This is a genomic window from Marinobacter vinifirmus, assembly GCF_002258215.1.
Lineage (GTDB): Bacteria > Pseudomonadota > Gammaproteobacteria > Pseudomonadales > Oleiphilaceae > Marinobacter > Marinobacter vinifirmus.
Window position 1 is genome coordinate 19,798 of record NZ_NEFY01000003.1, and the last position, 21,875, is coordinate 41,672.

Annotated in this window: 11 protein-coding genes; 4 read left to right on the plus strand and 7 right to left on the minus strand. The window is 60.7% G+C overall.

Annotated features, from left to right (window positions below; genetic code table 11):
• Positions 1-14 precede the first annotated feature (14 nt).
• Positions 15-2,429 (plus strand): DNA topoisomerase (ATP-hydrolyzing) subunit B, encoded by a 2,415-nt coding sequence (gene gyrB, locus B9Q17_RS04645; RefSeq protein WP_094624305.1) that lies wholly within the window; start codon positions 15-17, stop codon positions 2,427-2,429.
• 92 nt (positions 2,430-2,521) lie between these two features.
• Here the strand turns inward: gyrB and B9Q17_RS04650 are convergent, their stop codons facing one another.
• Positions 2,522-3,289, minus strand: coding sequence for a VC0807 family protein (locus tag B9Q17_RS04650; RefSeq protein ID WP_094624306.1), 768 nt, complete (start codon positions 3,287-3,289; stop codon positions 2,522-2,524).
• Positions 3,290-3,398: 109 nt separating this feature from the next.
• Here B9Q17_RS04650 and B9Q17_RS04655 point away from each other — a divergent pair, with 109 nt between their 5' ends.
• Positions 3,399-5,192, plus strand: a complete 1,794-nt coding sequence (locus B9Q17_RS04655; RefSeq protein WP_094624307.1) for an ABCB family ABC transporter ATP-binding protein/permease — start codon at positions 3,399-3,401, stop codon at positions 5,190-5,192.
• 127 nt (positions 5,193-5,319) lie between these two features.
• On the opposite strand, the gene recD is transcribed toward B9Q17_RS04655, so the two are convergent.
• From recD to B9Q17_RS04680, 5 genes are all read right to left on the minus strand, one after another.
• Positions 5,320-7,569, minus strand: a complete 2,250-nt coding sequence (gene recD, locus B9Q17_RS04660) for an exodeoxyribonuclease V subunit alpha (protein ID WP_094624308.1) — start codon at positions 7,567-7,569, stop codon at positions 5,320-5,322.
• On the minus strand, positions 7,566-11,291 hold the full coding sequence (gene recB, locus B9Q17_RS04665) for an exodeoxyribonuclease V subunit beta (protein ID WP_094624309.1): 3,726 nt from the start codon (positions 11,289-11,291) through the stop codon (positions 7,566-7,568). Before recB ends, recD begins: the two co-directional genes overlap by 4 nt.
• Positions 11,288-14,881, minus strand: a complete 3,594-nt coding sequence (gene recC / locus B9Q17_RS04670) for an exodeoxyribonuclease V subunit gamma (RefSeq protein WP_094624310.1) — start codon at positions 14,879-14,881, stop codon at positions 11,288-11,290. Before recC ends, recB begins: the two co-directional genes overlap by 4 nt.
• 135 nt (positions 14,882-15,016) lie before the next feature.
• Complete coding sequence (locus B9Q17_RS04675; protein WP_094624312.1) at positions 15,017-15,232, minus strand: hypothetical protein; 216 nt, start codon at positions 15,230-15,232, stop codon at positions 15,017-15,019.
• 20 nt (positions 15,233-15,252) lie between these two features.
• Entirely contained in the window at positions 15,253-15,723 is a 471-nt protein-coding gene (locus B9Q17_RS04680; RefSeq protein ID WP_094624314.1) for a hypothetical protein, read from the minus strand.
• 102 nt (positions 15,724-15,825) lie between these two features.
• On the opposite strand from B9Q17_RS04680, the gene B9Q17_RS04685 reads away from it, so the two are divergent.
• Entirely contained in the window at positions 15,826-17,538 is a 1,713-nt protein-coding gene (locus tag B9Q17_RS04685; RefSeq protein ID WP_094624315.1) for a VRR-NUC domain-containing protein, read from the plus strand.
• Complete coding sequence (locus B9Q17_RS04690) at positions 17,535-19,790, plus strand: ATP-dependent DNA helicase (protein ID WP_094624316.1); 2,256 nt, start codon at positions 17,535-17,537, stop codon at positions 19,788-19,790. The genes B9Q17_RS04685 and B9Q17_RS04690 overlap by 4 nt, the downstream gene beginning before the upstream one ends.
• Before the next feature lie 16 nt (positions 19,791-19,806).
• On the opposite strand, the gene B9Q17_RS04695 is transcribed toward B9Q17_RS04690, so the two are convergent.
• Positions 19,807-21,714, minus strand: a complete 1,908-nt coding sequence (locus B9Q17_RS04695) for a hypothetical protein (RefSeq protein WP_094624317.1) — start codon at positions 21,712-21,714, stop codon at positions 19,807-19,809.
• Positions 21,715-21,875 lie beyond the last annotated feature (161 nt).

Below are 21,875 nucleotides of genomic sequence, written 5' to 3' on the forward strand. Positions count from 1 at the left end.
CAGGAGTCTCGTTAATGAGTGAATCGAACTACAATTCCTCCAGCATCAAAGTCCTCAAGGGACTGGATGCGGTGCGCAAGCGCCCGGGTATGTACATCGGCGATACCGACGATGGCACCGGCCTGCACCACATGGTCTTTGAATTGGTGGATAACTCCATCGACGAGGCTCTGGCGGGTTACTGCTCTGAAATCGGCGTGATCATCCACCCCGATGAGTCCATCACGGTCAAGGATAACGGCCGTGGTATCCCTGTGGATATCCATGAAGAAGAAGGTGTATCCGCTGCCGAAGTTATCATGACGGTACTGCACGCCGGCGGTAAGTTCGACGACAACTCCTACAAGGTTTCCGGTGGTTTGCACGGTGTGGGTGTGTCAGTGGTTAACGCCCTGTCCTCTACCCTGACCCTGACCATCCGTCGTGATGCCAAGGTCTACGAGCAGACCTATACCCACGGTGTTCCCAACGCACCGCTGGCCGAAGTGGGCGACACCCAGGATTCCGGTACCAAGGTTCACTTTATTCCTTCACCGGAAACCTTCACTCACATCAAATTCCATTACGACATCCTGGCCAAGCGCCTGCGGGAACTGGCGTTCCTGAACAGTGGTGTGCGTATCCGCCTGACAGACGAGCGCAGCGGCAAGGAAGAGATTTTCGAGTATGAAGGCGGTTTGCGGGCCTTTGTTGAGCACCTGAACACCAACAAGACCCCGCTGAACCAGGTTTTCCACTTCACCCACGAACGTGAAGACGGAATTGCCGTGGAAGTCGCGATGCAGTGGAACGATGCCTTCCAGGAGAACATCTACTGTTTTACCAACAACATCCCCCAGCGGGATGGTGGTACGCACCTGGCCGGCTTCCGCGCGGCTCTGACCCGTTCCCTGAACAACTACATCGAGCACGAAGGCCTGGGCAAGAAAGCCAAGGTAGCCACCTCCGGTGATGATGCCCGGGAAGGCCTGACAGCCATTGTCAGCGTGAAAGTGCCGGACCCGAAGTTTTCCTCCCAGACCAAGGACAAGCTGGTTTCATCCGAGGTGAAAACCGCGGTTGAGCAGGAGCTGTACCAGAAGTTTGCCGATTACCTGCAGGAAAAACCGAACGAAGCCAAGGTGATCGTCAACAAGATGATCGAAGCGGCCCGTGCCCGTGAAGCCGCCCGTAAAGCCCGGGATATGACCCGTCGCAAGGGTGCGCTGGATATCGCCGGCCTGCCCGGCAAGCTGGCTGACTGCCAGGAAAAAGACCCCGCTCTGTCTGAACTGTTCATAGTGGAGGGTGATTCTGCGGGTGGTAGTGCCAAGCAGGGTCGTGACCGGAAAACCCAGGCCATCCTGCCCCTGAAGGGTAAGATCCTGAACGTAGAGAAAGCCCGTTTCGACAAGATGCTGTCGTCTGCCGAAGTGGGCACGCTGATTACCGCCCTCGGTTGCGGTATCGGGCGGGAAGAATTCAACCCGGACAAATTGCGTTACCACTCCATCATTATCATGACGGACGCCGACGTAGACGGCTCCCACATTCGTACCCTGCTGCTGACCTTCCTGTTCCGGCAGATGCGTGAAATCATCGAGCGTGGCCATGTGTTCATTGCCATGCCGCCCCTGTACAAGGTCAAGCGCGGCAAGCAGGAACAGTACCTGAAGGATGAAAAGGCGAAGGAAGCCTACCTGACCCAGACCGCCCTGGAAGGCGCCCAGTTGTACGTGAACCCTGAGGCACCTGCCATCAAGGATTCCGCCCTGGAGACCATGGTGAAGGACTACCAGGCCGTTATGGCAATGATTGATCGCCTGTCCCGTGCCTACCCGGCCATGGTGCTGCAGCAGATGATCTACAACAGCACCCTGACACCGGAGCAGCTGAAGGACGAAGAACCGGTCGCACGCTGGGTGGCACGCCTGGGTGAAGGCCTGGAGCTGGATACCAAGACTGGCACCAAGTACACCTTCTCCGTTACCCGGGACGAAGAGCGTGGCCTGTACCTGCCGAAGGTGACGATCTACGTGCACGGTATTCCCTACGAGCACGTGTTCAGCCACGATTTCTTCGAATCTGCCTCCTACAAGGCCATTGCCCGCCTTGGCGAAACCCTGGAAGGCCTGATCGAAGAGGGTGCCTACATCCAGCGTGGTGAGCGCAAGCAGGCTGTATTGTCGTTTGAGGGCGCCCTGGCGTGGCTGATGAAGGAAGCCTCGCGCGGCCTGAACATCCAGCGCTATAAGGGTCTGGGTGAAATGAACCCGGAACAGCTGTGGGAAACCACCATGGACCCGGAAACCCGCCGGATGATGAAGGTCACCATCGAAGACGCCTTTGCGGCGGATCAGATCTTCACTACCCTGATGGGCGACGATGTGGAGCCGCGCCGGGAGTTTATCCAGACCAATGCACTGGAAGTAACCAACCTGGACGTCTGACACCCGGGCGCTATCCAGGCCAAAAAAAACGGTGGCATCCGCAAGGAGCCACCGTTTTTGTTATCAGTACCGAGTGAATATTCCAGTCCGTACTATTTGGAAGACTGTGCCCGCTTCCGTTCCTTTTCTTTTTCCTTCTCCACCAGGTGCGGCGCCATCACCTCTTCCAGGGTATGGCCGGTAAGCCTGCGAATGGTGCGCCACAGGTACCAGAAAATCAGCATCATCATCACCATGGAGGGAATGGCGATCATCGGGTAGCTGACCAGGGTCATCCGCCCGAGTTCTTCATTAAACGCCTGGGTGCCAGACGGGCTGACCACAATCCACTTCGCCAGCACGTAGTTCATGATGGACGAGAACAGGAAGGTTCCGGCAAAGAAGTAACTGGCTTTCATCAGCCGCTCTTCAAATTCATCCACACTGCCCCGCTCCTCCAAAGAAGCATGGATTTTATCCACATCAAGAACGTTGGGGTTATACAGCAGGGTTCGTACCAGCGGGTACCTGGTGCGGGTGGAGATAAGCACGGCCAGCCCGATCACCGCGGGCACCGCCGCTTCCTTAATGGCCAGCCAGCCAGCGTCCAGTTCCAGCAGGCCGATACCACCGGTCAGGCCCACACTGATCAGGCCCAGCAGGGCAATAAAGTTCTTCTTCTGGTACCGGATGAGTTCGAACAGGCCCCAGCCTAACGGGAAGGCCAGGCCGAGGATCAACGCATTAACACTGCCCAGGTGCTCATCGCCACTGAACTTCATCAGAATAACGGAGGGAATCACGATACTGACCAGCAAATCGATCCAGGGGCGCGGCTGGTGATCCGGCGTGGTCTTGGGCTGGGAATTATCCGAAGTCATGTAAATACCTGAGTCTGAAAATTTGGTGCTGTTCAGGCACCCTGTGAATGCCCACAGTATACGATGAATCTGGCACAATCTGCTCCTTACCAACCGAACAGGAAATCCCGTGCGCGCCTACGCTGATAACGACTACCCCGCCGACCACAAACCCGACTGGAAAGTGATTGCCGGGCTCTGGCCCTACCTGACCGAGTTCCGGGGCCGGGTAGCACTGGCGTTGTCTTTGCTGGTATTGGCCAAGCTGGCCACCGTAGCCACCCCGGTAGCCCTGAAATACATTGTGGATTACCTGGACCAGAACCGCGGCGCCGACATGCTGCTGTGGATTCCGGTGGTGCTGGTGGTGGCCTACGGCTCCCTGCGCTTTGGCGCCACTCTGTTCAACGAGCTTCGGGATGCCGTGTTCGCCCGGGTAGCCGAGCGGGCGATGCGGCGGGTGTCGTTGCGGATCTTTGAACACCTGCACCAGCGCGAGCTGGGCTTTCACCTGGACCGAAAAACCGGTGGCCTGGCACGGGATATCGAACGGGGCACCAACGGCATCAGCTTCCTGCTGCGCTTCACCCTGTTCAACATCGTGCCCACCATCCTGGAAATCCTGCTGGTCGCGGGCATCCTGTTAGTCGTGTTCAACGTCGGCTATGTACTGGCCATCCTGGTGGCAGTGGTGGTTTACGTGGTGTTCTCCATCAAGATCACCGAGTGGCGAACGAAGTTCGTGCGGGAAGCCAACGCCCGGGACAACCAGTCCAACTCCCGGGCCATCGACAGCCTCCTCAACTACGAAACCGTCAAATACTTCAACAACGAACGCTACGAAGCCGAACTGTACGACCAGGACCTGGACGACTGGGAAAAGGCCCGGCTGAAAAACCGCCTGTCCCTGGCCACCCTGAACGCCGGCCAGGCGCTGATCATCGGCATGGCCTTGATTGTCATCATGGCCATGGCGGTGGGTGAAGTGGCCAGTGGCGAGATCACCCTGGGCGACTTCACCATGATAAACGCCTACCTGATCCAGCTGTTCATCCCCCTGAACGCCCTGGGTTTCGTCTACCGGGAAATCCGCCAGGCCCTGGTAAACGTGGAGCGCCTGTTCAAACTGCTTGGGGATAAACCCGCCATCCAGGATGCGCCGAATGCCAAACCCCTGGCTGTGGATAACGGCGAGGTACGCTTCGAACACATTCACTTCGCCTACCGCCCGGACCGGCCCATCCTGCAGGATGTTAACTTCACCATACCTGCCGGCCATACCGTGGCCGTAGTAGGCGCCAGCGGCGCCGGCAAGTCTACCCTCGCCCGGCTGTTATTCCGGTTCTATGAGGTGAATAAAGGTGCCATCCGGATTGATGGCCAGGATATCCGCGACGTGACCCAGGACAGCCTGCGCTCGGCCATCGGTGTGGTACCGCAAGACACCGTCCTGTTCAATGATACCCTGTACCGCAACCTCGCCTACGGCCGCCCCGAAGCGACCGAGGAAGAAGTCTACCGGGCCGCACGCATGGCCCACCTGGAAGACTTTATCCACAGCCTGCCAGAAGGTTACGAAACTAAAGTGGGAGAGCGTGGCCTGAAGTTATCCGGTGGCGAAAAGCAGCGGGTGGCCATTGCCCGGGTGATTTTGAAGAACCCGCCGCTGCTGATCTTGGATGAAGCTACCTCGTCTCTGGATTCGCTATCTGAGCAGGCAATTCTCGGCGCGTTGAAAGAAGTCAGTCAGCAGAGAACCACCTTGGTGATCGCCCACCGGTTATCCACCATCCGCGATGCCAACACCATCCTTGTGATGGATGGTGGCCGAATAGTGGAAAGCGGCAGCCACAATGACTTGCTAGCCCGCGGTGGTCATTACGCTCATCTGTGGGAACAACAGCACCGGAGCGAGGATAACTGAGAAGTTAGGGGTTCAGCGGGGGAGGCCTTTCCAAAACCTTGCGGAGCCATGGATGGCGGAGCAGAGCGTACAGGGATGTATTCACAGCGTGTTTTGGAAAGGCCTCCCCCGCTGAACCCCGGGACCTTTACTCCGTTAACCGAAGAGCCAGACCTGAAGCCCGCACCACCTGCTGCCCTACGCTATCCTTGAACACCTGCGCATCGCCGGTAATCAGGCTGAACCAGTTCTTGGCCCGGGTGATGCCGGTATAAACCAGCTCTTTAGTAAGCACCGGGCTGAGGCGATCCGGTAGCACCAGACAGGTGTGGTTGAACTCCGAGCCCTGGGACTTATGTACAGTCATCGCGTATACGGTCTCGAGTTGCTGCAATCGGCTTGGGGAAATCCAGCGGATGCCGCCGGTGCTGTCACCGCTGGGGAAGGCTACCCGAAGGGTCTGTTTGGGCTCGCCGGTTTCGGTCTTATCCCAGGGCACGCTGAAGGTGATACCGATATCCCCGTTCATCAGTCCCAGGTTGTAATCGTTACCGGTGACCAACACCGGACGGCCAGCGTACCAACCTTCGGTTTTTTCGATCAGTTTTTCCGCCAGCAGCTTTTGGGCGATTTGCTGGTTTAAGCCTTCCACGCCCCAGGGGCCTTTGCGTAACGCACACAAAACCTGGAAATCGTTAAAGGCTTCCAGCACTTCTGCCGCGTGGGCATCCCAGGCTTCCCGGGGACTGTCCGCGGTTAAACCTGAGCTGTGGATAACTTCCAGATAATGACGATAGCCCACCGGCGGTGGCAGTGCTTTGCCATTCACCACCCGCCCCTGCCCGGCGTTGCGGAAGCTCTCCGGGGTGCCGGTGATGGCGTGGCGGCAGATCAGCTCAAGCGTCTGTTCCGGGTCGGGTCTCGGCGTGTCGCCGTTCAGCCAGATCACATCCTCGAACTCGGTGCCCCGGATCTGCCCCAATACACGGCTGGTGAGCGCGCTGGTGTTCACAGCTTCCGCCAGTTCGCGGATACCGCTGTCCTGCCCGAACCGGTAGCTCTTGCGCAGCATGGCCACGGCCTGGTCCAAGGCTTGGCCTGAGTTATCCACAAGGCCATCGGGTACCCGGGCGCCGGTCATGGCGGCCAGCCAGCTGGCGGTGTCCGGGGTGTAGTGGGCGTCGAAGGCCCGCTGGCACAGCTCGCCCAGCACCGCGCCGGCATCCACCGAGGCCAGTTGGTCTTTGTCGCCCAGCAGGATGAGTTGGGCGCTCGCGGGCAGGGCGTCGAACACCGAGGCCATCAGGTCCACATCCACCATGGAGGCTTCATCGATCACCAGGATATCCACCAGCAGCGGGTTGTCCTGGTTGTGGCGGAACTGGCGGGTATCCGGCCGGCTGCCCAGTAACCGGTGCAATGTGGTTACCTTGGTGGGAATGTCGTCCAGTTCCACGGAGCCGGGCAGGTCTGCCAGCGGCAGCTTGCTGACGGCGCCGCCAATGGATTCGTTCAGGCGGGCGGCGGCCTTGCCGGTGGGCGCGGCCAGGCGGATACGGTACTTGCGCCCTGCCCGTTCCGGGCTTTCCCCGGCTACGGCCTGCAGGGCAGCCAGCAGGTTAACGACAGTGGTGGTCTTGCCGGTACCCGGGCCGCCGGTGATCACCGCAAAGCGGTTGCGGGCGGCCAGGGCGCAGGCCAGTTTCTGGTAATCCACCGGTTTGGTGGACCGGAACAGTTTGTTGAGGGCTGTTGATAAGGTTTGCGCGGCCACTGATTGAGGGTCTGCTAGCGGCGATGACAAGGCCAGCCGTTGCTGGATACCCTCGGCAATACGCTGTTCGTAGCGCCAGAACCGGCGCAGATAAAGCCGGCTGCCGTTGAGCACCAGCGGTGCCGGCATGGAGCCATCGCTAACAGCGAGAGAGCTTTGCAGGGCCGCCAGGCAATCGGCCAGTTGCACCCGGGCCAGCAGCTCCTGTGGATAAATCCCTTGCAGGTTGGCCACCTCGGCTTCGGACAGACCGGCATGGGTCGGTTCTTCTGGCGGCAGCGCCAGGGTATGGCCGGCATCGGCCAGCAGCGTGGCCAGGTCGATGCACACGTGGCCACGGCCCACCTGGTGGGAGGTCAGCGCCGCCAACAGCAGCACCAATGGTTGCGGGCTTTCACCCTGTTCTTCGCTGAGTTCCCGGATCAGTCGGGCAAAGCCGGTATCCAGCGGGCGAATCCAGCCGGCCTGCTGCCATTGCCCTAACAGGGTTTCGGTGTCGCTCAGGCTGGCCAGTAGCTGAGAGTTATCCACAGGCTTGCGCGGTTCCGTTGCTGTTGTGTTCACCGGTGCATCGTCTCCCAGGTCCAGGGCAAACTGGTTTTCGGTGTGGCGGGTACGGCTCATGCGGCCACCTCCCCGGAAACCGGCTCGCCATCGAACAGGGCATCCAGCTGTTCAATCAGCACTCTGGGGGGCTTGTCGGTAAACGCGCCGCCACTGGCGGAATTCACCCCGCGCAGGAACAGGTACACTGCGCCGCCGATGTGCTGGTCGTAGTCGTAACCCGGCAGCCGGGCTTTCAGCAGCCGGTGCAGGGCCAGCAGGTAGAGCACGTATTGCAGGTCGTAGCGCTTGTCCAGGATCGCCTGGCCCATGGCCTGGTCGGTGTAGGCGGCGTCGTCCTCGCCCAAAGCATTGGATTTGTAGTCCAGCACGTAATACTGCCCCTTGTGTTCAAACACCAGGTCGATAAAGCCCTTGAGCATGCCGTTGAAGCGGTAGGTTTCGGCCCGGGGCCGGTCCGCGCCGTTCAGGGTGTGACGGGTGACCAGCGCATCCAGTTGTCGGATGCTGACGTTGCGGCTTTCAAACCAGAACTCCAGCTCCGGGCGCAGGTTGCCCAGCTCTGCCAGGCTGGCGCTTTGCTGCCCGTCCCGGTCCAGTTTCAGCGGTTTCCGGATCAACGCCAGCAGCCACTGCTGCAGGGGTTCCACCCAGTCGCCCCAGCCCCGGGTGCCACAACGGCGGGTGAGCTGTTCGTGCAGCAGCTCGGAGTTATCCACAACCCGCTGGAAGCCCTGGGCTGTGCACCATTCCAGTAATTCGTGCAGGAAGGTGCCGGGGCCGGCGCCTTTGGGGAAGTGGTGATGGTTCCGTACGCTGGGCATGGCCGGGGCTTCTTCGGCTGGTTCCTGGGCGCTTTCTTCCAGCAGGTTCTGGGTCTGGGCGTCTTCCACCTCGCCGGTGAAGGTAATACCGGTGCCGGCCATGCCGGTGTATTCGATGCTGGAGTAACTGGCAATCCACCAGTCTTCCTTCGCTTCCCGGGTGGAGACCAGCGCCGGCCCCAGGGCTTCCGGGGCGGTTTCGGTGAATACCGTGCTTTCGGCTTCCGGCAGCGGGGTCATCCGGATTTCCGGGCGGCCTTGCGCCAGCTGAGCCAGGGCCTGGCTGATGGGCTGCTCCGGTGTTCCGGCAATCGCATAGCCCAGGCCACTCTGGTGCCAGTTATCCACAGCCGCCGCGCCCACCCAGGTGGCAAACCGGGCCCGGGTCAGGGCCACGTAGAGTTTTCGGATGTCCTCGCCCAGGCGTTCCTGGTCGGCTTGTTCGATGTCTTCCGGCGTGGGGTCGAACACCGTCACCAGCTTGCCGGAGTCGTCGTGGTAGCGAACATACGCCTGCTTCTGGTTCTCTGCCCGGAAGGCGGTGCCGAAAGGCAGGAACACCAGCGGGTATTCCAGGCCCTTGGATTTGTGCACGGTAATTACCTTCACCAGCCCGGCGTCGCTTTCCAGGCGCAGGGTGCGGTGTTCGTCTTCTTCGTCTGCCGCCCGCAGAATCTGGGTGAAGTGGTGCACCAGCGCATGCTCGCCGTCCAGTTGCAGGCTGTCCTGCAGCAGCAGTTCGGCAATGTGCAGGATATCAGTAAGCCTTCGCTCACCGTCGGGGCGTTGCAGCAAAAGGCCGGGCACCTCGAAGTCCATCAGAAAGCTGCGCAGCATGGGCAATACGCCCTGGCTTTGCCATTGTTGCTGGTAGCCCTGAAAACGCTCGATTTCCCGTTCCAGCACCAGCTCGTCGGTCAGCAGCAAGTCCAGCGTCTGCCAGCTCTGGCCCAGGGTCGGTGTGGCCAGGGCGGCACGGATAAAGGCCAGTTGCCGGGGTTCGGCGAAGGCCCGCAGCCAGCACAGCACTTCCTTGGCTTCCTGGGAGGTCAGCACCGAATCCCGGTCTGACAGGTACACGCTCTTGATGCGCCGGCGCCCGAGGGCATCCCGCACCGCGGCCGCCTCGTTGCGGTTGTTCACCAGCACGGCGATGTCTTTCGGTGCCACCAGCTCCAGGTCGGCGGGGTTATCCGGCAGGGCAAAGCCGGCCTGCTTCGCCTGGCCCAGGGTCAGCAGCCGGGCAATTTCACTGGCGCAGGTTTCGGCCACCTCGGTGGTGGCGGTGCCCTTGGCGAGCCCCTTCGGGTTGCCTTCCTTGTCGGTTTCTCCGGATTCGTGGGTCCAGAACATCAGGCTGGGCTGGATTTCTCCGTTCACGGCCCACAGGCGTTTGGTGCCGTTGGCATCCACGCCCTGGAATGGCAGCGGCGTGCTGTCGCCCTTGCCGAACAGGAAGGCGCCTTTGGCGCTGTGCTGGTCGCTGTGTTCAAACACCCGGTTGACGGCGCGCACCATGGTTTCGGCGGAGCGGAAGTTCTTGCCCAGGGTGTAAGTGCGGGCCTGCACACCCAGCCGTGCGTGCAGGTAGGTGTAGATATCGGCGCCCCGGAAGCCGTAAATGGCCTGTTTCGGATCACCGATCATCAGCAGGCAGGTGTCCGGGCTGTTCGCTTCCACGTTATAGACCCGGTTGAAAATGCGGTACTGCACCGGGTCGGTGTCCTGGAATTCGTCAATCAGCGCCACCGGGAACTGCCGGCGGATGGTGGCGGCCAGCTGGTCGCCCCGGGGGCCGTGCAGGGCGTCGTCCAGGCGGGTCAGCAGGTCGTCAAAGCCCATTTCCGAGCGTTGCTGTTTCTCCGCTTCCAGCCGGTTGGCAATCCAGTGGCTGGCGTGGCGCAGGATGTCAGACTTGGCGCTGGGCTGGTTCTGGCCGAACTCCATCAAGGCTTCGATGGCGTCGAAGGCCGGGTGATGGGGGCCGGGCTCCTCCCCTTTCAGGATGTTATCCAGGCCTTCGGGGGTCTGGTTCTTGTAACCGGCGGCGCTGTCCAGTTTCTCCGGCAGCAGTTCGTCGGATTCGGCCCAGGCCAGCAGGTTGTCCCAGACCTTGAGCATGGCGTTCTTGCTGCCGCCGTGCAGGCGCTTGGCTTTGTGCAGGTCGTTCAACAGGTCGGTGACTTCCTGCTGCCACTGGGCCCAGGGGTGCGCTTTCAGTTCATTGGCCCGTGCCTGCCGTTCGCTGACCACCTGGTTGATGGCCTGGTGCACGTTCTCTGGTGGTGTGCCCAGGGCGTCCGGATCGTCGATCAGGTTGCGCACCGCCTTGCGCAGGTCGGTGGGGGTTTTCCAGTGGCTGAGGGCTTCGTCCATCAGGGCCGGCGGCAGCGGATAGACAAAGGTACGCCAGTAATCCCGGGCCACGTCTTCCAGCAGTTCGCTCTGGTCGGTGGCCAGGGTGAGTTTGAACAGGCTGCCGCTGTCGAAGGCGTGTTCGCTGAGCATGCGGTTACACCAGCCGTGGATGGTGGACACCGCCGCTTCGTCCATCCACTCGGCGGCCAGCAGCAGTTTCTTGCGGCAGTCGGGCCAGCTGGCCGGGTCCGGATAGCTGTCATCCCGCAGCTTGTGGATAAGTGCGGTTTCCGGGGTGGGTTCCAGGCTGTCGGCGGCCTCGGAAAACACCTCGGCAGCTTGGGTCAGCCGGGTACGGATGCGATCCCGCAGCTCCTTGGTGGCGGCGTCGGTAAAGGTCACCACCAGCAGGTTTGGTGGCAGCAGGTTCTGCAGCGGGCTGTCTTCGTTCTGGCCATGGCCCAGCACCAGGCGCACATACAGGATGGCGATGGTGAAGGTTTTACCGGTGCCGGCACTGGCCTCGATCAGGGAACTGCCGTTCAGGGGCAGCGCCAGCGGGTCCAGCTTCGGGTTGCGGTTAGCGATTGTCTGATTCATGCCTGCTCCTCCTGGTAACCCACCTGCTCGGCTGCTGATTTGCCCTGCTCCGCTTCCCAAAGAGGCACGTAAAGCTGGTGCAGCAAGGCTTCGAACTCGCCGCTGGCCATCAGCGCCTCGGGGCTTTCAAAGGCGCCGCGCAGGTAGCCGGTGTCCCGTTCCAGGGCGGTGGTATAGGCCTGTTCCGCTTCGTTGATAGCGCGCTCGTGGTCACCCACGTATTTCTTGCCGCCGTAGAAACTGGTGATCCAGGCAAAGCCGGCTTCGCAGTGAATGGGCAGGGCCCGGGTGGTGGCGTCCATCCAGCGGCCGAGAATGGCTTCGAAATGTTTTTGTGCCTGTTCGGGTGCCATCACCGGGAACTGGAATTTTCGGCCTTCTTCCTTACCCAGAATCAGGGTTTCAAAGGGCTGGCCGCTGAGTTGCCCGGCCAGGTGAATCAGCCAGTCCCGCAGCAGGTTGGCGTAGCGCACTTTCTTGGAGTAGCCGGAACCGGTGAGCAGGCCGGAGCTGGCGATGACCAGCCGGCACACTTGCCCTTGTGGATTGCAGCGCAGGTTGTCGATCAGGTCCGCCACTTCCACCGAACCGAGGTCACCCGTATAGCGAAACTCGAAGGGTAAAGGCTCCGCCATCACTTCCGGCCATTCCGCCAGGGCACCGCGATAGCGCTCGAACAGGTCCGGCAGCCGGCCGGCCAGTTCCGTGCGCAGGCGGTGTTCGGTGACCCCCATGCCCAGGTCGCCGCGCCGGGCCATGCGGTCCAGGCTGGTTGCAAGACGTTCGTGCAGTTCTTCCTCGCTGGCGGCTTTCAGTACGCTGTTCTGAATCAGTTCGTTATCCAGGCGCCAGCGGTCCAGGCCGTTCAGGTCGAAGTTTTCGTTGTCGGTATCCTCGTCTTCCACGTCTTCAAAGCGCACCTGCAGCCGGCGCTGGTAGAAGTTGTCGATGGGCTTTTTCAGGAAGTTCGCCAGCTCATTCAGGCTGATGGGTTCCTCCGGAGCCTGGTACGGCAGCGCTTGATGGGCCTGCTCGAGGGCTTCCACGCCGTGGGCGCTGCGCCACTCCCGTTCGTAGGTAAACAGGCCGCGGGCCTGCAGTACTTCGGCCAGCGGTTTGGGCTGGGCCTCTTCGCCTTCGCCCAGGCCATTGGCTTTCGGGAAGTAGTCCCGGCTGAAGGGTTGTAACGGGTGTTGGGTGGTCAGGGCTTTGGTCACCGCAAGTTCCGGTTGTCCTGCCACAGACCACAGGCTGTCCAGGTGATCCTGCAACTGGCCGATCAAGACCGAGGGTGGCCGCTCGGAATCGTCCTTGATGCTGCGCCCCACCCAGCTGATGTACAGCTGTTCCCGGGCCGACAGCAGGGCTTCCAGAAACAGGTAGCGATCGTCTTCCCGGCGGGAGCGGTCCCCCGGCCGGTAATCCTGCGCCATCAGGTCGAAATCCACCGGCGGCCGGGAGCGGGGGTAATCGCCGTCGTTCATACCCAGCAGGCACACTTTGCGGAACGGAATGGCTCGCATCGGCATCAGGGTGGCGAAGTTCACCTTGCCAGCCAGGAAGCGCTGGTTCAGGCCGCCTTCGTCCAGGCCCTGCAATAGCACATCCTTGACGATGTTCAGGGGCAGCGGCTGGTGATCAAGGCCTGCGGCGAGGGCATCTTCCAGCCATTGCTCGAGCTGGCGGCGGAAGCGGTTCAGCAACAGCAGGTCCTGGCCCTCCACCTTGTGGAAAAACTGCTCCAGCATGGCGGAGAACAGGGCTTCCCATTCACCGGGCGTGCGGGTGGCTTGCAGGGCCTGCCACAGGGTTTCCAGCTGGTGCACGAACTCGCCTAGCCGCCCGGCTAGGCTGGCTTGCAGGCCACCGATTTCGCCATAGGGCTCTACCCCGCCCCAGGGTTCGTCATCGCCCATGCCGTAGCCCAGCAGCATGGACCGAAGGCCAGACTGCCAGGTGTTGCGATCCAGCTCTGCCGGCAGGTCCAGGCTTTCCCGGTGCTTGCCATGTAGGCCCCAGCGAATGTTGGCGCCTTCCACCCAGCGCCGGGCCAGGGGGATCTCGTCTTCACTGATATCAAAGCGGTCGCGAATGCCGGGCACTTCCAGCAGGCTGATAATTTCGCTCACGCCAAAGCGGCTGCGGGGCAGCGACATCAGGGTTTCCAGGGCAATCAGCACTGGTTCGTGGTGGCGCTGGCCCTGATCGGAAATGGTAAACGGAATGTGGCGTTTGCGGCCCGGCGAATAGCGGCCAAATACGGCCTGGATGTGCGGCGCATACACGTTGATGTCCGGCACCATTACAATCACATCCCGGGGCCGCAGCGTGGGGTCGGCATTGAACGCGGCCAGCAGTTGGTCGTGCAGGATTTCCACCTCCCGCTGGGGGCCATGGGCGTCGTGGAACACCACGGAATGGTCCCGGGCCAGATCCACCGTGCGGTGCTGCTGGCGGATTTCCTGCAATGGGGTCAGGTTGTGGATATCGTTCTGTAGCTGGTGCAGCAGGCAGGGGTTATCCACATCGCCATGGTCGGTGAAGATATCGATCTTCTGGCCGGGGGTCTGGAAGCTGGCGCGGTAGTCGTCCGGATTGTCGAACTCATCCAGCAGGCGGATGTAGTCCCGGCCCTGCTTGCCCCAGGCCGCTAACAGAGGGTTGGCATGCTGGTGCAGCTGGTCTGGGTCATCAATCTGTGACAGCACCGGGTGTGCGGCGCCCCGCTTGCGTTCGGCTTTCAGCAGCTCCCGGTCGCTGATGATGTCGGCCCAGTAGAACTGGCAGGGGTTGTGCACGCACAACACCACCTGGCTAAAGCGGCTCAATACGTACAAAGCTTCCAGCGCCTGCCGGGGCAATGACGACACCCCGAACACCACGATGCGTTTGGGCAGGCGCCCCGGATTGGCCGGCTCGCTGATGCGCTGGCCCTGCTCCATAAAGCGGGTGTGAATTTGCGAGCGGCTGGTGTGGGCCTCGCTGCCCACGTCTTCTACCAGCTTGCGCCAGAGTAACGGCTGCCAGAGGGTTTCCGCATCCAGGGGCTTTTCTTCGCCCCGGGCGGTGATCACCACATCCTTGCCCTGCTCCCAGGCCGCTAGCCAGTCGGCCCGGAACACCTGGTACTGGTCGAACAGGTCGGCCACCTTCTCGGCCAGCTGGAAATTGCGCAGATCGGTATCGCTGCCGTCCAGGAATCGCGCCAGGGGCGTGAAGGCCTCATCCTGTCCCACCAGCTCCGGCAACAACCGGTACAGCCGCCACACCAGCCGGCGCTTGTCGAAGGGGGATTGCTCCGGCACTTCGCCGTCCGGCAACACCGCCCGGTAGGCCTGCCAGATAAAGCGCGCGGGAAACAGGAAGTCCATGCCCGCGGCAATGCCCAAGCCGCCTTCCACACCATCGTCGGTGCGCTTTTCCGCCAGCGCCAGCTTCAGCCACTGGGCAATGCCGTTACTCTGCACCAGAAAGGTCTCGCTCTGCAGCGGCGGCATGGGGTTCTGCCGACAGATATAGACCACGGCGCGGCGCAGGTCTTCCAGGTGGTTGGCGTGGATGGCGTGAAAGCCGGGTTCAATGGCGGCCATGGGTGTCCTTAGCTGCGGAATTCGCTGGAATAGATGGCAAACAGCTTACCTTAAGCGCTCCCGGATTCGCAGAGGGTGCGCCAGGTTGCAGAACAAAGGATACCTATGGATTGCGACAAAGAAGGTCGCGTGCGGTCAGCGCACCAGGTCGAGCAGCATTTTCCGCACCCGGGCGCTGGATTCCGCATCCAGGCAGGTCAGGTCTTCCACGTGCAGCTGGTGGTTTTTCAGAAGCCGGTACAGGGAGTCGGCCGAGATCGAGATGGAAACCTGCCTGTTGTCAGGTGCAGCGGACCAGTTCACATGCTGGTAGTGGTTGGTCTGGGCCAGATTCGGGTTTAAGAGCGCCATTCCCATAGAGCCTCCGAAGTTCAGTGCGCCGCCATAGCGGTTTGCGGTGTGGGGTAGGATGCGGGAATGTCTGGCCAGTTCAGGTACTCTGAGAAAAAGTCGGCCTGGCGTGGGGTATCGAGCAGCACTTCGATGCATTCATCAGTACTGCAACAGCCGCTGGGGCTACCATGGCAGGGCTCGGCCGATTGCAGACTTTCCAGGGCGCTGAACAGTACGTATTCTGCGGCGGTATGGTCGCCCCGGTCGTGCAGGGCCCGGCACACCAGAATGGCGGCCAGGGTAAGCTCCACATGCATGCAGTCCGGGTGGTCAGCCCGCGCCAGGCAGGCCAGGTCAAAGGCGCTGCCGGTGGCGGCAATCATCTTTTCGGTATCCTGGTTCTCGCAGAAGGTGAAGGCGTACTCCATCCAGAACAGCCACAGGTCGTTCTGTTCAGTTAAGGACAGGCTGGAAAACATCTGGCGGTGGCGTGAGCAGAGAAATTTCATGGCGTCCTCCTTGTCTTGATGCAAATGATAATAGTTATCATTAAGTGGGTTAGCAAGGTGTGTGATGATTAATTTTTGTGCATGGATTACAGTCCCAGCCCTATGACGACAGAATTCACGGGCCAGCGCCCGCAAACAGCAAACCTTGAAGACCCCCTTTATTACCTGAGCAACATGGACACTATTGTGTCCTGGGTGGCCGATCATCACGCGGATTTGTTGACCGATCGGGAGCGAAACCGGCTGTCGGCGTTTGCAAACCTCGGGACCGGCCCTCGGGCCTTGCTCACGCGCATGGTGATGCGCTCCGGTGAGCTGTTCCGGGCTGACAAGCTGCGCTACCCGGAACTGCCGGTGCCGGAGGCAGACGCGCTCAAGTTATTGGTGCAGGAGGGCTGGCTGGATAACTCGCCGGAGCTGAGCCTGGATGATTTGTTCCGGCTGTTTACCTTGGCGGAACTAAGGCCAGTATTTGGCGGTTGGCTGCAACAGCAGGGCCACCCGAAAACTTTGGGAAAAGCTCAGATGCGCGAGCTGCTGGCGGAACCGTTCAGCGAACCCCGGCCCTTGCGGGATTGGATGCCTGATGACGGTGAAGCTGCGCAAGTCGTCCAGCTCCAGGACATGGCCCTTTTCGACCGCATCCGCCTGATGTTCTTCGGCAACCTGCGCCAGAGCTGGACCGATTTCGTGCTGGTGGAACTGGGCGTGCAGCAGTTCGAGCCGGTGCCCTTTACCCCGGAATCCCGCGCCTTTCAGCATCGCTCGGAAGTGGATTGTTACCTGCAGATGCATCAGTGCCGGGAACGGCTCGATAAGGGCGAACCGGCTGCGGACGTGTGGCCCGATGTTCCCGGCCCTGTGGATAACCCCTGGCTCACCAGCCGCCGGGACCGGCTGTTGCTGGAACTGGGCCGGCAGGCGGAACGCCAGGGTGAACAGGAACTGGCGTTGCAGGTATGGGCGGCCAGCGGCCACCGGGAAGCGCGGCTGAAACAGCTGCGGTTGCTGGAGCGGATGAAGCGCTTTGACGATGCCTGGGCCATTGCCTGCCAGTGGCAGACTACACAACTGAGTGATGCTGAAGCCCAGGGCCTGGGTCGCCTGCTGAAGCGGCTGGCGCCCAAGGTGGGGGCCGACAAACCCGAGCCTGTGGATAACCCTCCGCTGCGGGAATTCACCCTCACCTTGCCAAGGCCAGACACCGGCACCGTGGAGTTGGCGGCGGTTCAGCACTTGAGCACAGAGGCGGCACCGGTGGTCTATGTGGAAAACACCCTGATCAATGCCCTGTTCGGGCTGCTGTGCTGGCCGGTGATCTTCAAACCCATCCCCGGCGCCTTCTTCCATCCGTTCCACATCGGCCCGGCGGACCTGACCCGGGAAGACTTTGTCGCCCGACGCGCGCAGGCCTTTGAGGAGCGCTTTGGCCTGCTGAAAACCCATGCCTATAAACAGCACATTCGCGACACCTTCCGGAACAAACAGGGCATCGCCAATCCCTTTGTATTCTGGCCGGTACTGGATGAAGCTCTACTGGAACTGGCCCTGCACTGCATTCCCGCCCATCACCTGGAGTCCCTGTTCCGCCGCCTGCTCCACAACATCAAGGAACATCGCAGTGGCTTCCCGGACCTGATCCGGTTTGTGCCGGAGGCCGAGCAACCGGAACAGCGCTATGAAATGATCGAAGTAAAAGGCCCCGGCGACCGCCTGCAGGACCACCAGATTCGCTGGCTGCAGTTCTTCGCTCGGCAAGGCATCCCGGCCAGCGTCTGCTATGTGCGCTGGGATGACGATGAGGCGAGCGTGTGAAAGTTGCCGTCCGTACCCTCTGTGAATTCGCGGCTCGCCACGGCGACCTGGACTTCCGCTATACCCCGGCGCCCAGTAGCGAAGAGGGCATTGCCGGCCACCAGGCGATCCAGGCAAAACGTGGTTACGGCTATAAAAGCGAGTATTCACTTACCGGTAAATGCCTAGATCTTGAGCTTTCCGGCCGGGCTGACGGCTATAACCCGCACAAGAACCGGCTGGAAGAAATCAAAACCCACCGGGGTGATGTGTCCCGTATTCGCCCCCACCAGCGGGCCCTGCACCGGGCCCAGTTACGGGCCTATGGCGCCCTGCTGTGCCGGCAGGAAAACCGCAAGAGCGTGGAACTGGCGCTGGTCTACTACGGCACGGGTCGGGACAAGGAAACGGTACTTACCGAAACCGCCAAAGCCGACGAACTCTGGCAGGAACTGGAAACCCTGTGCCGCCTCTACAAGGACTGGGCCGAGCAGGAAGAACACCACCGGGAGCAGCGCGATGCCCTGCTGGCCACCCTGACCTTTCCGTTCCCGGACTTTCGCCCCCGGCAACGGCAGCTGGCGGAAACCGTGTACAAGAATTCGGTCAAAGCCGGCACCCTGCTGCTGGAAGCCCCCACTGGCCTGGGTAAAACCCTGGGTACCCTGTTCCCGGCCCTGATGGCCATGCCTGCCGCAAAGCAGGACCGGCTGTTCTACCTCACCTGCCGCAACACCGCCCGGCAGTTGGCGTTGGATGCTGTGGATAAGTTGCGGGCCGCGCAAGATGAGCTGCAGCCCTGGCCCCTGCGTACCCTGGAACTGGTTTCGAAAGACGACGCCTGTGAACACCCGGACAAAGCCTGCCACGGCGAGTCCTGCCCCTTGGCAAAAGGCTTCTTCGACCGCCTGCCCGATGCCCGGGCCGAGGCGGTGCAGAGCAAAGAGCCGTTAAATCAGCAGAATTTGGCGAAAATCGCCGCAGGGCATGACATTTGCCCCTACTTCCTCGCCCAGGAAATGGCCCGTTGGAGTGACCTGGTGATCGCTGATGTGAACCGCATGTTCGACCAGTCCGCCCTGCTGCACGGCCTGATCCGCCAGAACAACTGGCAGGCCAGCGTGCTGGTGGACGAAGCCCACAACCTGGTGGACCGTGCCCGGGGCATGTATTCGGTGCAGCTGGAGCAGCAGCGGCTGTTAAAGCTGAAGAAGATTGCCCCCAAACCGGTAAAAGCGGCGCTCGACCGAACCGCCCGGGCCTGGCAAGCGCTGATCCGGGATCACGGCGAACAGCCCCAGCCGGTGTTCCTGGCGACTCTGCCACCGCAATTACTGGGCGCGTTGCAGGCCATGGTTTCTGTGATCACCGATTACCTGGCCGACAACCCGCCGGACCTGGCCCTGCAGGAAGTGATGTTCGAAAGCGTGGCCTTTATGAAGCTGGCGGACAGCTTCGGTGACCACTCCCTGTGTGAGTTCCAGCGCACCGGCCGGGGCCGCGCCAGCCTGACCATCCAGAACCTGGTCCCGGCGGATTTCCTCACGGAGCGCTTCAAGGCTGCCCACTCGGTACTGCTGTTCTCCGCCACCCTCAGCCCCGGCGTCTATTACCGGGACCTGCTGGGCCTGCCTGAAGACGCCCGCTTCACCTCCCTGCCCAGCCCGTTCAGCGCCGAACAATTGCAGGTGCAGTTCACCCCCGGCATCAGCACCCGGCAGGTGCACCGTGAGAGTTCGCTGCAACCCATCGCCGAACTGATCGCCCGGCAATACCGGGAACGGCCGGGCCATTACCTGGCGTTTTTCAGCAGCTTTAAATATGCGAAGGAAGTGAGTGACACCCTGGCGCAACACGCACCGGATATTCCCCAACGCGCCCAGCAACCGGGCATGAGCCCGGAGCAGCGCCGGCAGTTCCTGGCAGAATTCCAGAAACCTGAAGGCTCAGTTGCCTTCGCGGTACTCGGCGGCGTGTTCAGTGAAGGCATCGACCTGCCCGGCGACCAGCTGATCGGCGCCTTCGTGGCTACCCTGGGCCTGCCGCCCTTCGATGCCTGGCACGAAATCCTCAAAGACCGCCTGCAGCAGCGCTTCGGTGAAGGCTACAACTACACCTACCTGATTCCCGGCCTGCAGAAAGTGGCCCAGGCCGCCGGCCGGGTGATCCGCACCCCGGACGACCGGGGCGTGATCTGGTTGATCGACGATCGCTTTCTGCAGCCCGGCGTTAACCGGTTACTGCCCCGCTGGTGGTTTTCAGGTCCCGGCTGATTCCGGCCGGGCAGCCTCAGTCGTTATCCCCTTCCCAGCGAGCAATTTTTTCACGCTCGGCATTCGGGCTTACCATCTCAGAGTCCAGCGCAGGTTGCTGGGGAGGCACCAGGCCTTGCGCTGTCATATCGCCTGTGCGGCGGGCTTCCTGTTCCTGACGAATATAGTCAAGACGCTGCTCCCTGTCTGACCGCTTTTCGTTCTGAATTTCTTCATTCCGCTGGCGGAACTGTTGCTCCAGATCGCCCATAACGCTTTCCATGAAGCCATCGCAGGGGCTCATTGATAACACATAGCGTGGCTGTTCAAGATTGTATTGACCAGATACCGCAAAAGTGGAGCTTACCGTGTCTGCCGCCAAAGCAAAGTAGGTTGCATCAAAGGTAAAAACATCCTGCTCGCTGGAAGCGCTGTGGCGGTCAGCCCCGCGAAAATGAGTGGCCCGCATGACGGTACCCTCGCAATGAAAATCAAAAATCCTGGAGCGGAAGAAAATCTCGGCCCAGAACATATGACAGATTCTGTCCAGCGTACGGCCAAAGCCCATCAGCAAAAGACCCGCAAGCAAAGTGGCTGCGGTCGCACCAACCGGCACTAATAGCTGACTGACCACGGTTTCAACACCTGCACTTTGGCTGACCAGCTGACGCCATGTATCGATATGGGGCAACACGCTTTGTGCTCCCAGCCAGAATAAGACGGCACCCAACAACATCAGGATCTGGGCTAATACCGTGCCACCGATCCGCGAGTAGCGCATAACAACGGATTCAGGCATATCCTCGGCCACGGGCTGAATTTCGGTAATCAAGTCGCCATTAAATTGCTCGTTATCCCGGTTAGCCTGGCCGGTGTCGTTTTCATCCAGGTACATGCGATTCGGAAGTTCCTGCTCCCGTTTTCCCATCAAAACCAGATCTCTCAGCGTGGTGAAGATTTGTCTTGGGTGCAGGTCGTAGCGCCAACTGTTGTTTTTCTCCGAGCTACTGGTTTTGATCTCAACCATCCGAATACGCGCGCGAATCATCATCACGGCAATGGCCGCAAGAATGGCTGCGCAAACCAGCGTCAGCGTGATCAGAGTTCCGGTGTAAAAGACCGGCTCGAGAATGGGCAACAATTCAACAAATTCGGCGCGGCTTCCAGGGCGCAGCTCGGACCAGAGCGCAATCCAGCCTTGCGCAACCAATACCGGAACAACGATCGCACCAATGACCACCAGGGCAAGCCCGCCACTGGAGTATGTGTGCAGTTTGGTCATGTTTTGGCGAGTGAGTGGATTGCCCAGTTTTACCCAAATCAAGCCGAGATAAACCAGCAACACAAGCTGAAAAACCAACGACACCACAACGCTGCCCGCTTCGCCGCCGGCAGTGCCGGAGAACACCATCATCACCACCAGGGAGGCGATCAGGAAGGCGCATAGCGCGATAAGGCTACGCGTGATTTTCATCACCAGCGTTTTGGCCATGTTCCGGATAGGCCAGGGCGTTACGATCAGCCCAGGAAATACCGAATGCACGGCGCGGGCAAACCACCCCTGGGGTTCAGTAAAGGTCGGGTTACTTTTGCTCATCAGCATGTTGTGTATGCTGCGTGCTGTGTAGAGCGTTGGTTCTTTTTCCTGAACCGCTTCCCGGGCGACGTTGCCGGTCAGCGAGGCGGGGGCTGCCCGGCCCACGAAAAAACGCATAACCTGAAACAGCCCGACACCCAGAGCTTTGAAACCACCAATCACAAATAAACCACCAATCACCAGATTCACCCAGGCCTGAGTTTTGTCCGTCGAGAGCAATGGTTGGATCTGCAACAGGAGATAAACGCCGATCGCCGTCAGCACAAGACCTCGAACAGACCGGACAAGCCCTTCGAACCGGAACGGGTTCCGGATGTTGAGTTTCTGGGTACCGTATTCAAACGCCATTCGTTAGTTCCTTAACGTGGTTCCTGGGTATTTGCCGGCAAGTCTATCGCAAACCCTGCTTAGCGAAGTGAATTTGAAAGCTCGTTTTACATTATTTTGCCATGCAGAATTTAACGAATGGAGTTGCCGTTCAGGTCGGTTCGGAATAACGCTTTTCCGCG